This window comes from Paenibacillus sp. ClWae2A (assembly GCF_032452295.1).
GTDB lineage: Bacteria > Bacillota > Bacilli > Paenibacillales > Paenibacillaceae > Paenibacillus.
In genome coordinates, this window is the sequence record NZ_JAULSQ010000025.1 from 18,910 (window position 1) to 31,363 (window position 12,454).

General features: G+C 44.2%; 14 protein-coding genes. 10 read left to right on the top strand and 4 right to left on the bottom strand.

Features of this window, described 5'->3' with window-relative positions:
- Positions 1-122 precede the first annotated feature (122 nt).
- A complete protein-coding gene (gene pyk, locus QVE09_RS31235; protein ID WP_062838171.1) occupies positions 123-1,538 on the bottom strand; it encodes a pyruvate kinase in 1,416 nt (471 codons plus the stop codon).
- 112 nt (positions 1,539-1,650) lie between these two features.
- On the opposite strand from pyk, the gene QVE09_RS31240 reads away from it, so the two are divergent.
- On the top strand, positions 1,651-2,430 hold the full coding sequence (locus QVE09_RS31240; RefSeq protein WP_315939884.1) for a helix-turn-helix transcriptional regulator: 780 nt from the start codon (positions 1,651-1,653) through the stop codon (positions 2,428-2,430).
- Positions 2,431-2,564: 134 nt separating this feature from the next.
- Here QVE09_RS31240 and QVE09_RS31245 read toward each other — a convergent pair whose 3' ends face one another.
- A complete protein-coding gene (locus QVE09_RS31245) occupies positions 2,565-3,236 on the bottom strand; it encodes a phosphatase PAP2 family protein (RefSeq protein ID WP_076329982.1) in 672 nt (223 codons plus the stop codon).
- Positions 3,237-3,539: 303 nt separating this feature from the next.
- On the opposite strand from QVE09_RS31245, the gene QVE09_RS31250 reads away from it, so the two are divergent.
- The 4 genes from QVE09_RS31250 (at position 3,540) to QVE09_RS31265 (ending at position 5,718) form a co-directional block, all read left to right on the top strand.
- The gene (locus QVE09_RS31250; protein WP_315939885.1) at positions 3,540-4,328 is read left to right on the top strand and encodes a CPBP family intramembrane glutamic endopeptidase; all 789 of its coding nucleotides are present in this window, start codon (positions 3,540-3,542) and stop codon (positions 4,326-4,328) included.
- A 141-nt stretch (positions 4,329-4,469) separates the two neighbouring features.
- Positions 4,470-4,706 carry a DUF6953 family protein gene (locus QVE09_RS31255; protein ID WP_036607962.1) on the top strand — a complete coding sequence of 79 codons (237 nt, stop codon included), beginning with the start codon at positions 4,470-4,472 and terminating at the stop codon, positions 4,704-4,706.
- A gap of 395 nt (positions 4,707-5,101) precedes the next feature.
- A complete protein-coding gene (locus QVE09_RS31260; RefSeq protein ID WP_024633772.1) occupies positions 5,102-5,302 on the top strand; it encodes a cold-shock protein in 201 nt (66 codons plus the stop codon).
- 188 nt (positions 5,303-5,490) lie between these two features.
- Positions 5,491-5,718: a cold-shock protein gene (locus QVE09_RS31265; protein ID WP_017691121.1), complete on the top strand. Its 228-nt coding sequence runs from the start codon at positions 5,491-5,493 to the stop codon at positions 5,716-5,718.
- Positions 5,719-5,962: 244 nt separating this feature from the next.
- On the opposite strand, the gene QVE09_RS31270 is transcribed toward QVE09_RS31265, so the two are convergent.
- On the bottom strand, positions 5,963-6,301 hold the full coding sequence (locus QVE09_RS31270) for a hypothetical protein (RefSeq protein WP_017691120.1): 339 nt from the start codon (positions 6,299-6,301) through the stop codon (positions 5,963-5,965).
- A gap of 164 nt (positions 6,302-6,465) precedes the next feature.
- On the opposite strand from QVE09_RS31270, the gene QVE09_RS31275 reads away from it, so the two are divergent.
- On the top strand, positions 6,466-7,200 hold the full coding sequence (locus QVE09_RS31275) for a class I SAM-dependent methyltransferase (protein WP_315939886.1): 735 nt from the start codon (positions 6,466-6,468) through the stop codon (positions 7,198-7,200).
- A 56-nt stretch (positions 7,201-7,256) separates the two neighbouring features.
- Here QVE09_RS31275 and QVE09_RS31280 read toward each other — a convergent pair whose 3' ends face one another.
- Entirely contained in the window at positions 7,257-7,901 is a 645-nt protein-coding gene (locus QVE09_RS31280) for a GntR family transcriptional regulator (protein ID WP_315939887.1), read from the bottom strand.
- A 322-nt stretch (positions 7,902-8,223) separates the two neighbouring features.
- On the opposite strand from QVE09_RS31280, the gene QVE09_RS31285 reads away from it, so the two are divergent.
- From QVE09_RS31285 to rocF, 4 genes are all read left to right on the top strand, one after another.
- Positions 8,224-9,045 (top strand): transporter substrate-binding domain-containing protein, encoded by an 822-nt coding sequence (locus QVE09_RS31285; RefSeq protein ID WP_315939888.1) that lies wholly within the window; start codon positions 8,224-8,226, stop codon positions 9,043-9,045.
- Between the two features lie 23 nt (positions 9,046-9,068).
- A complete protein-coding gene (locus QVE09_RS31290) occupies positions 9,069-9,725 on the top strand; it encodes an amino acid ABC transporter permease (protein ID WP_315939889.1) in 657 nt (218 codons plus the stop codon).
- Positions 9,726-9,856: 131 nt separating this feature from the next.
- Complete coding sequence (locus QVE09_RS31295; RefSeq protein WP_315939890.1) at positions 9,857-11,077, top strand: ornithine--oxo-acid transaminase; 1,221 nt, start codon at positions 9,857-9,859, stop codon at positions 11,075-11,077.
- A complete protein-coding gene (gene rocF, locus QVE09_RS31300) occupies positions 11,067-12,032 on the top strand; it encodes an arginase (protein WP_315939891.1) in 966 nt (321 codons plus the stop codon). Before QVE09_RS31295 ends, rocF begins: the two co-directional genes overlap by 11 nt.
- Positions 12,033-12,454: the final 422 nt, after the last annotated feature.

The window sequence follows — 12,454 nt, forward strand, 5'->3', positions numbered from 1 at the left end:
CACATCAAGATCATTGGCACACATCATCAACAAAAAATCCACCGGGATGCATTTCTGCTCTCGGTGGATTTTTGTATTTATATTTATAGCTAAGATCTGTAGCTACAGTTTCAGCTATTGAATTAGACTTGTTGAACTTTGATCAGGTTTGTATTACCGGATTGACCGATTGGAACACCAGCGGACAATACAATGATGTCACCTTTTTCGATGTAACCTGTTTTGATTGCGTTACGCGTAGCCGATTCGAACATTTCATCCGTAGTGGTTACTTTGTCGCCCATAACCGGAATGACACCGGAGAGCAGGCAGATTTTCGCCAATACTTCTTCATGTTGTGTAACTGCAATGATTGGCGCTTTTGGACGATACTTGGAGATCATGCGTGCTGTGAATCCACTCTCAGTCGAAGTGATGATTGCTTTTGCATTCAGTACGAGGGAAGAACTTACAGCGCCCTGACTGATAACTTCAGTAATATCAGCGATCTGTTGAGCCGATTTTTGTGCGAATTGCTCTTTGTAATCGATCATGGTTTCAGCACGGCGAGCAACGGCAGCCATCGTGCGCACGGATTGTACTGGATATTTACCAGCAGCTGATTCACCGGACAACATCACAACGTCAGCACCTTGAAGTACAGCGTTTGCCACGTCACTAACTTCGGAACGAGTAGGGCGTGGGTTCACTTGCATGGACTCCAGCATGTGTGTAGCTACGATAACCGGTTTACCAGCGCGGTTACATTTATCGATCATTTCTTTTTGCATCATTGGCACGTCTTCGATCGGTACTTCAACCCCGAGATCTCCACGAGCTACCATGATACCATCAGATGCTTCAATAATATCGTCCAGGTTGGTCATACCTTCCTGGTTTTCGATTTTGGAGATGATCTGTACGTGGTCTACACCGCGTTCTTTCAAAATGCTGCGGATTTCACGGATGTCGTCGCCTTTACGAACAAAGGATGCTGCGATAATTTCGATATCGTTTTCGATCCCAAATCCGATGTGCATAACGTCACGCTCGGTTACACCTGGCAATGTCGTTTTGATTCCTGGCAAGTTAACCCCTTTGCGTGGTTTCAGAATGCCGCCACTGATGATTTTACAATGGATATCGGATCCTTCTACAGACAGTACAGTCAGATCCACAAGGCCATCATCGATGAGGATACGATCGCCAGGTTTCACAACGAGGTTCAGTTCTGGATAGTTTACCGAGATACGCTCAGCGTCACCGAGAATTTCTTCAGTAGTCAGGATCAGCTCTTTACCAGCTTGCAGATGGCAGGATGCTTCTTTCAGTTTACCGATACGTACTTCTGGCCCTTTGATGTCCATCATGATCGGTACATAGGTGTTCAGTTCGGAAGCTGCTTTGCGGATATTGTTAATCCGTGTAACGTGATCTTCCAGTTCGCCATGAGCCATGTTCAGACGAGCAACAGTCATGCCTTCCTGAATCATTACTTTTAACAATTCGATTGAGTCACAAGCAGGTCCCATGGTACAAATAATTTTTGTTTTTAACATGCTAATTTCCTCCTCATATTTAAGCTTATATGTGTATTGTAGCGTTTTCTGTCGAATCAGGGTATGAACTATAGTACAATGATTAGAGTATAGTCCGATAATGAGGTGTGTTATGGTCACTCCACTTGAAGTACGACATATTAATGGTGTTGGTTGGTACGAAGAAGCTGTGCAATCTCAAGAAACTTGGCGGCTTAGCTTGGTTACATATGGAAAATGTGTATATTGGGTGAACGGTGATAAACAGATCATGGAAAAGGGTGAATTGCTCCTCATTCCAGGTGGTGTCCCATATTACGGCAAGAGTATTCCTACAGTAACGCACACACAGATTGTAATTCAATTGCAACGCGACCATACGGAAACTTTGCCTGCACTGGAACGGTACGAGGCATTGCGGCATAAACCTGGATGTTACGAGTTGATCCATCAACGCATGACTGCTATTTATCAACAATGGCAGGAGCGTCCGTCTTATTATGTCATGATGAGCCAAGCCTTATTGATGGAAGTGTTGATTTATATGAACAGGGAGCTTGATCGTGGAGTCATCCCGCCGGAGAGGCATAATCATGTTGAACGGATGAAGCGATATATTGAGCGGCATTATCGGGAGAAAGTGACGAAGGAAGAACTCGGGGACGAGATCAATAAGACTCCCAATTATGCTGCTGCATTATTCAAAAGCATGACAAATCAGACCATCAGTCAATATGTCCATGATCAACGGATGAAACGAGCCATATACCTGCTCACCGAGTCACAACTCTCCATCCAGGAAATTGCCGAATTTCTCGGCTACCGGGATCTGTCTTATTTTTACCGCATATTCAAACGTATAACCGGAAGTCCACCGTCCGATCTACTCCATGAACGTCCACCTATAGTATGAATTGTGTAGTCCAACCCTAATAAGTTCTTCCATATAAGTAGGTTTAATTAAATGAGTACAAAAAAAAGAGGGCCTAGGCCCTCTTTTGCTGTATAGCAGGATCATCATCTCACCTGTTACATATATAAATGTCGTTATACATGACTGCTTGGATTAGATGCTGTGAGTGGCTGCTTGCCTTTTTTTCGTGCCTGCCCAAGACGAAGAGCAAAGACATGTACAGTCCAATACGCGGCCTCTGCAAACAAAATGCCGCCGGCGATGTCCAGCAAGGAATGCTGTTTTACAAACACCGTTGAAGCAATAATCAACCATAGCCATACCGACCAAGAAATTCGTGCCAAAGGTTTAAAGTTCAAGTGTCTGTTAATCACAATAAACAGCAAATAGCTGGTCAGAACATGAACACTTGGGAAACAGTTGAAGGGCGCATCATTCGTATAGATAAACTGTACTAACACGCTGCTCAGATCAGTTCCGCCGATCTCCGGGCGTGGGACATGAGTAGGGAACACCGCAAAACAGACATTGGCAGCCATGACACCAACATTATAGGTAATCAACGTACGCCAGAATAGCGACTTGTTCGTCAGACCCAAATAGAGAAAACCAAGATACAGAATGGGCATCCAGCTAATGTACGGATATATAAATTCTTTGAGAAAAGGAATCTGTGTGTCAATCCAAGCATAATTGTAGAACACATCACTTCCGGTGTTACTGCCTAGAAATACGTAAATGGAGCCTTGGAGCGGTATGCACAGAATAGCCAGTAAATGCCCCCAGCGTTGAAAGAATGCTTTCATAGTATCCCCCTGATTTCATTATGCATTTTGAAACTATCGTTTTGGTACTTCATAGATATATGACGTTGAAGAGTCGCCGCACCCCTGCAGCATTGAACTCTTGTAATACTATATTGGACAGATAAAGGTATAAGCCATACCTGATTTTAGGGGAAAAGCAGTCAGAATAAGTCTCTTTTTTGTTACTTTTATAGTTTTATCCATAATAGGGATATTCAATATACGGATGATGTGATACAACTATATTGGCATATAAGTTCATATGACAACGGAATACATAAATGAAACGAGGTGGGTAAATGTATGATTAATCCGCAATCCAAGCCAAAACATTCCTTTTCCGAGCGCAAACCTGTGCTCACCGTTGTAATTATTGAACTGCTTCTCCTGTTAGCCGTATTTGCTGCAGGGGCCATTGCGACGATAAAACAACTGGACTACACTTCCCCTGTACTCATCTCCTTTACACCCATTGCAATTGTGCTGATGATCTATCTGACGTTAAGGCGCAAGTGGGGAGAGACTGGATTCCGATCTTTGCGAAGTATCCCGGCTAGCCACGCAAAGTATTATATTCCACTACTCCTTGTACTGGGTACACTTGCCCTGAAAGGATTTGGGGAACTGAGCTTGTCACGTGTAGCCTTTTTCGTTTTCTTCACCTTGCTCGTGGCGTTTGTTGAGGAAACGATCTATCGGGGGCTTATTTTCAAAATATTGCTTCGAAAAAGTGCAGTGGCCGCAGTTGTGACCTCCAGCATCTTGTTCTCAATTACACATCTCCTGAACGCATTGTCTGGTCAGCATATGACAGATACGATCATGCAATTGATATATGCACTGCTTCTGGGAGCAGCACTGGCGTTATTAATGCTGAAGAACGGAAATATCGTACCGCTTATTTTGTTTCATTTCATACATAATCTGATTCAATTTCTAGGGAATGACCTGGAGGACACAGGTACACTGCCTTACGATCTGTTTATACTGGCAATACTGGTTGCTTACTGTGCATGGTTAGTGTGGAGCAATCGAACAAATTCGTCCATTCCTTCCAAAGGGAGTGAGCAAGCCAATACGGTTGTTCATTAAGGGTATTGCTTGGAAGTAGTTATCATACAGTTTCCCGTCAGCAGTTGGATCATGGTATACTTCAGTCTGGCGGGAAGACAGATATGTTCATAATTCGAGGTCTGCCTATCCGTACATTATGTTCAGACAGTAGGTGATATAGTGGAGAAGACAGCACAAGGCGTAGCAGAATGGATGGTTCAGGAGATTAAATTCACAGGAACACTTCATCAGGAAGCTGCCATAGAATATGTGAAGACCCATTTTGGCGAAGAGTTTGTTTTTGTGAACGAGAACGGCAATACATCATTGTCCAAGGAAGTGAAGAAAGCTTTCCGGAAGCTTCATCGTGGGCAGATCGCCTGGGATCGGGATGCATTTATGTGGGCATGGACATAGTGTGTTAAACTGGAGTAAGACGATTCATTGGTTGTGTTGGATATGCATGTCAGAATATTATATAAAAAATGTATAAGATGGATTAGATCTGCATATCCTTTCATAAGACCGCTCACAAGCGACTAGGCACATAAGCGTGATAAACCCTGTCCCCACGCGTGTTAATAACATGTATTTCCAAAGCTGTTTGAAAAGAAAATACAAAGATTTGCTTTTTAGCTGAATTGGAGTTATAATAAAAACAAGTTGTAGAGAGTGGAAAACCTAATTCATATATTGTAAAGGGCGATCACTTATAGGTTTATGACTGGTACCTTTTTCAATGTGTGAATTTTTATTTGCTTGCTGCAAAGAACAAAGGAACATGTTAATCTTTATTTGGAGGTGTAATTCACATGCAAAACGGAACAGTAAAATGGTTCAACGCTGATAAAGGCTTCGGTTTCATCGAAGTTGAAGGCGGAGAAGATGTATTCGTACACTTCAGCGCTATTACAGGCGAAGGCTTCAAAACGCTGGACGAAGGTCAACGCGTGCAATTTAAAATTGTACAAGGAAACCGTGGTCCTCAAGCAGAAGAAGTTGTAAAACTGTAATTAAAGCATAGCTGCCTTTAACATGTTATAATGGTAAAGGCAGCTTCTTTTTTTTGATTAGTTATATAAAAGTCGGCCCATTAGTTGTCGAGGCAGGAGTTCGGTGGGATGTAAAACTTCCGCTAAGTGTAGGCTTCTGTGAAATAACGTCGGTTAGATGTTTTTCCATAACAAAGGGGGTAGAAGTCATGTATAATCGCAAAAAACCGTTGGAAGAGATTCCACAAGCTGATGCGGCAATCTGGGAATGTACGAGTGATACGTGCAAAGGATGGATGCGGGACAATTTTGCGTTTGATAACGTACCTACTTGTCCGATATGTGCTTCTGAGATGGTCAGCACGACTAGGATGCTACCATTGCTTGAGAATTCGAATAGTAATCTGAAAACGATGCCTAAAGGAAATCGGATTTAACATAGCTTACCCGCCTCTAACGAGGTGTTTTTTTTTAAGATTAAACAGACACCCTGTGCGAAGGTAAGGGTATTAAATATGAAGTTCCCGGCATTCGTTTTAGCGAATGCCTTTTTTTGTATCATTTTTTTACAGAAAATATATTGAAATTGCCATGCATCGTATGAAAAAGACAAAGACCCTTTTTGCTTATAGCGAAAAGGGTCTTTGTTAGGGCTACAATTTTACACGATCAGATATGAGTTTAGATGAATAGGAATGGCAGCAGGAACAGTGTTGCTACCAGAGCTAGTTCGATCCCTGCTCCATAGCCGTAACCCCGACCGTATCCATATCGACCGTAGGCGGAAGATTTAACTTTTTTTGTTGCAACAGCGTTTTTCTTGCTGCTTTTTACCAGCTGCTGTTTGGATTTGACTGAACACAGCCGTGGTCCCTCGAAACACCCGTTCAAATAAATTTTGCCATCACGACATTGACTAAGCGTACCATACATATGCTTACCGTCGTTCATAACGAGACAAACGGAACGTCCAACGTGCGGAGAAACCGTTTCTTCACATACCCGATTAATTCTGTACATGCAAATCCTCCTCATTAGATGCGGTTGCCGTTTGAATTCAACGGTTTGTATATCATAGTAAAAAGAAGACCAATTGGTATGGACGAGTACCCGAAAAATCGAATGGGGAGGAGCCGTTTTTGAGTCTGCTCCATACACTGGGAGGAGTGAGGAGGGGATGTCGCGTGGATTATCATGACATGCTGGCTCGGTTAGGGGAGGGAAGTGCCCATCCTGGAGGATTTTTGGCAACGCTGAAGTTGCTGGATAGCTTATCTCTGCCTGTGGGTGGTCATATCCTTGAGATAGGGTGTGGCACTGGGAGGACCGCGTGTTACCTGGCTAAAAGTGGATATCGGGTAACAGCGATTGATCTTCATCGTAATATGCTGGATAAGGCAGTTCGGCGAGCGAGACAAGAACGGGTGGATGTTCGATTTGTTCAGGCCGATGTAGCAGCGTTGCCTTTTCCGGAAAATCATTTTAATGTGGTGTTCGTGGAGTCGGTTACGATCTTCACCCCATGGCGGAGTGCGCTTGCTGAATATAGAAGAGTGTTGAAGCCCGCTGGACTTTTGGTGGATCGGGAGATGGTTCTGTCAGGCAGTAAGACCGAATTAATGAGCCGCAGATTAAAGCAATTTTACGGTATACGAACCCTGGCAACGGCCACAGCATGGAAAAAACGCCTAAAACAGTGTGGTTTCACCAAGGTAGAGGTCAAAGAACATTCGCGATCTATGGGAAAATGGGGCGTTGATCATGATCCACATCGCGAGATGGATATGAATTGGTTTGAGGACGAAGGTATGCAGCGTATGAGTCGGACCAATGATCGCTTGCTTGCGAAATACGGCAAAAAATTGGGATATGCTGTTTTTGCGGCTAGGACACCATTGGAAGTCAAAAAGGAAAGATAGGAAAAAGGCAACTCACAATAGCGTGGGTTGCCTTTGGTTTGTTTTGGCAGAACGTACTACAGCATATCGTTGTCGATAATCCGCCAGTGGTGTTTGAGCAGGGCTTCCAGCTGGTTCTTATCCTTGGCTCGAAAAGCACTTAAAATTTGTCGGTGCTCTTCATTAACTTCGAGCAGTACCTCAGATAGCTTTGGCTTATTATCACTAACATACGACTGCCGGATGAAGCTGTTCTTCAATGTGTTTAACATTTCAATGACTGTGGCGTTACCACATCGCTGAATGTACAGATTATGGAACTGATATTGGTTCTTGTTGTAGGCAACAAGATCAAGCTGGCTGATATCTTCGTCCATTCGGACAACCAGAGTTTCCATCTCCAAAAGTTCAGATGGTCTGAGATGGTCTGCAGCAAGTGTGGCAGCCAGTGCCTCTAGTACACCGATCGCTTGGGAGAACTCCAGTTTTTTGCCTGCATCAAAAGGAGTGACAATAAATCCCCTGCGTGGGATGTATTGCAGCAGATTGTCCGAAGCCAGCTGGAAAAGGGCCTCCCGAGTAGGCGTACGACTGATGTCCAGCTTTTTGCATATTTCGGCCTCGTTGATTTTCTGGTTGGGAAGTAGCGTCCCATCCTGAATCTTCTGGGCAATGTAATCGTATACGTGATCTTTCAAGGACCGGTATTTGGGTACCTCCATACCGAATCCTCCTTTCTATGTATAGTGAATGATTAGATGGGTGTGAGGCCGTACTGTGCGCGCCGTTCAGGAGTTTCAAGTTTTTATCATCTTAACACCGAGGGGGAAGTTGGGCAAGCAAACTTCATGTTTCAGCTGATGTGAATGCCGTGTTATATATAGCACATTTTATGGAATTAGAGCGTATAAATGTTTAAATAATGATTGTGATATACCGGATTATTTGTTAGTATTACTTACATATAAGTCCATATATTGTCTTATGTATATTGTATACAAATTATTATGCTACTCATTCAAAAAAAGAATAGGGGTATGCTGTGTGAAAAAAGTGCTTTTGCCAATGATGCTGTTGTTAGTCGTTGTATTCATGTCCGCATGTGGTCAGGAAAAAACAACTGGGACCGGATCAGACTCTACTTCGTCTTCGGGAAGTAGTCCTGCGGAAAAGGAAGTAATTGTACTTGGAACAAGTGCGGACTATGCACCCTATGAATTTCATAAGAAAATCGATGGTAAAGATACTATCGTAGGTTTTGACATCGAGATTGCCAAAGCAATTGCGGCTGATCTGGGAGCCGAGCTGAAGATTGAGGACATGGACTTTGATGGCCTTCTTATGGCTCTCGGTACAGATAAGGTTGATTTTGTAATATCAGGCTTAACCCCTACCGAGGAACGAAAGAAGAACGTTGATTTTACGGATATCTACTATTATGCAGAGCAGGCCGTACTTGTTAGAGAAGGGGAAGGTGTGGCATTAAAGTCCGTGAATGATCTATCAGGCAAGCAGGTTGGCGTACAAAAGAGTTCCATTCAGGAGGGGATCGCTCAGGAAATAGAGGGAGCAAAGCTGACTTCTCTGGCTAAAATACCTGAACTGATTCTGGAGTTGCAGACGGGGCGCGTAGACGCACTCATCCTGGAAAAGCCGGTGGCTGAACAGTATGTGAAGAACCAAGAGGGGCTGGTTGTTGCGGATGTAGAGATTGAACAGGCTGAAGATGAGGGTGGTTCGGCCATCGCGGTGAAGAAAGGTAATCAGAAGCTGCTCGATCAGATCAACACTACATTGGAAAAGCTCAAAACGAATGGGGATATTGAACGGTTCGTCGTTGAAGCAAATGAGATGCTCGGTGAATAAACCGGACGAGTGAGGGATATGCCGTGAATTTAGATTTTTCCTTTCTATTAGAACATTGGCAGGATTATGCACGAAGTGCGTGGGTCACGCTTGAACTATCCTTCTTCGGCGTATTGTTTGGTACGTTACTTGGTGTAATCATGGCATTAATGCGAATATCCCGAATATGGCCAATTAAATTTGTGGCCTCGGCGTATATTGAACTCATTCGAGGAACACCAATGCTGGTGCAGATTCTTATTATTCATTATGGTCTGACGGTTGTAGGTGTGAACTTGCCGGCATTTATGTCGGGGGTGGTCGCTCTGACGATGAATAGCTCGGCTTATATGGCGGAGGTGTTCAGGGCCGGGATTCAAGCGATTGATAAAGGACAGACCGAAGCTTCGCGCTCCCTTGGTATGACGCATGGGTTGACACTTCGCTATATTATACTGCCACAGGCTTTTCGTAACATGCTTCCAGCTATCGGTAATGAATTCATTATTATCATTAAAGATTCTTCGCTTGTCTCCATGATCGGCATAGCTGAGATTATATACACGGCCAGAACGATTCAGGGTGTTACGTTCCAGCCGCTTGCTCCGCTGCTTGTTGCCGCCGGCCTCTATTTTATAATCACATTTACACTGGCTAATTTACTCTCTTGGTTGGAACGTAGACTGTCTACTTCTCGCTAAGGAAGTGGTTTTGGAAGAGTGCCAGAGTAGGCTGGAGTGGAAAAATAGAGATGTAGTCGTAAATGACGATGGTATCGCATACATTGATATTGTATTTTGTATACAATATTTTGGAAAGGTGTTGGGTTTGTATGTCAGATTCCAAAATGTTAATTGATTGGTCAGAGCGTTATGCTGCACCTAATTATCATCCACTCCCTATTGTTATTGAACAGGCGGAAGGGGTATGGGTGGAAGACCCTGAAGGCCGCCGTTATATGGATATGTTAAGTGCATACTCTGCATTGAATCATGGTCACAGACATCCTGTGATCATACAGGCACTCAAGGATCAGGCAGATCAGGTTACGCTGACATCACGGGCATTCCACAGCAGCTCAGCTTCTCTTTTTTATCAGAAACTCTCACAATTCACTGGGAAATCCAAGATTCTCGCTATGAATACAGGAGCGGAAGCGGTGGAGACTGCGGTGAAGGCGGTGCGTAGATGGGCTTATCGTTGCAAAGGTGTACCGGAGAATCAAGCCGAAATTATCGTATGCTCTGGTAACTTTCATGGAAGAACTCTGACGGTTACGTCCTTTTCTTCTTCAGTGGAGTATAAAAAAGATTTTGGACCGTTCACACCTGGATTCCGGATTATTCCCTATGGAGATATTGAAGCACTGAAGCAGGCCATTACACCGAATACGGCTGGTTTTCTTGTAGAACCTATTCAGGGCGAAGCTGGAATCGTTATCCCGCCTGATGGATATTTGGCTGAAGCTTTTGCTCTGTGTAAGAGCCAGCGGGTGTTGACTGTAGCTGATGAGATCCAGACCGGATTTGGAAGAACGGGTCGCCGTTTTGCCTCCGACTGGGAAGGGGTCGAACCAGACATCTGGATTATGGGCAAAGCGCTGGGGGGAGGAGTCATGCCAATCTCGGCTATCGCTGCTGATGCGGAGATACTGGATTTGTTTGAGCCGGGGTCTCATGGTTCAACTTTTGGGGGTAACCCACTCGCCTGCGCCGTGGCTATAGCAGCTCTGAAAGTTCTTGAAGATGAGAAACTTGCCGAGCGATCGGAGCGTCTGGGGAACTATTTTATGAAGAGACTTCGAGATATTCGCAGTTCAGCCATACGGGATACTCGGGGGAAAGGTTTATTTATTGGTGTTGAACTGCATGAACCTGCCCGTCCTTATTGTGAGCGTTTGATGTCTGCTGGACTGCTGTGTAAAGAAACCCATGAGACAACCATTCGATTTGCTCCACCACTGACGATTAAAGAGTCCGAGATTGACTGGGCACTGGAGAGAATTGAGCAGGTTTTGATCAACAATGAGGGAGCTGACCTACATGAAAAATGATGATGATGTACATGGTGGAACAAAAGACACTTCTATTGATACAAGTCAAACATCTGTGCGGCGTAATATTGCTATTATTAAGGTTCCTTTTGGACTCGGTGGAGCAAGAGGTGGAGCGGAGTTGGGGCCGGATGAATTGATTACAGCTGGACTGAAGCGGGAGATCGCGAGTCTTGGGCTAGTGCTCTCCAAAGAAGTGCGGATAGATTGTCCTTCTGAACCTGCTGCCCCCATTGAGCGGAATCGTGTAAAACACTTCAATGAGGTACGTCAGGTCAGTGAGAAGGTGTGTAGGGAAGTATCGGCTGCGGTAGAGGAGGGGGCTTTTCCACTTGTGCTTGGGGGAGATCATAGTGTAGCGATTGGTACTTTTGCCGGGCTAACCGCGCACTATTCGAATTTGGGTGTGATCTGGTTTGATGCGCATGCAGACTTGAATACGGAAGAACGCAGCTTGTCTGGTAATATGCATGGGATGAGTGTGGCTGCATCATTGGGGCATACTGCATACAATCTGTCACACATTGCTGGAGCAGGCGCGTTTATTGATCCGTCCAACTTGGTCTATATTGGTCTGCGTGATCTGGATGAGTATGAGAAAGAGCAGATTAAGGGACTGGGAATCCGAGCATTCACGATGCATGATATTGACCGTATGGGAATACAGCAAGTTATTGAGCAAGCAATAGCTATAGCGGGAAAAGGGACAGATGGTATTCATGTCAGCTTCGACATGGATTGTCTGGATCCGCGGGAAGCTCCGGGTGTAGGCACCCCGGTACCCGGTGGTTTGAATTACCGAGAGGCACATTACGCATTGGAGATACTTGCTTCCACAAATCAAGTTACGTCCATGGAACTGGTTGAGGTGAATCCGTTGTTTGATCACAATAGACATACGGCACGACTTGGTGTGGAACTGATCGCTTCTCTACTTGGTAAGCGCATATTGTAAGTACTGAGAAGTGAAGTGGAGTGTGTAAGTTGCGCCTGAGAAATGAATTTCTTATTTATATAGAAGTATAGATAACTGAGACCTCCGAAAACCAGGGCTAATCACAATCAATTGTTCACTGCAATCGCAGTGGAAGTGGCTTCCCTGGTTATGTTTAATGGATAAGTATATTAGAAGCGCCGTAATAAGGATGCTGAGAGTTATTTCTATGTACAGGAGCGTTAGATTACATATTGTGCTGATGATACGGTTTGATTATCATTTATTAAAAAAAGACTTGCAATGTAAATCTGTACATGGTATATTCTAAGTCCGGCCAAGAAAACACGGTTTACACGGTGCGGCAAGCAAATGAAATAAGCTTCGAAAGAAACTTAAAAAAAGAGCTTGCAAAGTTGGTTCGGACATGATATTATATAAGA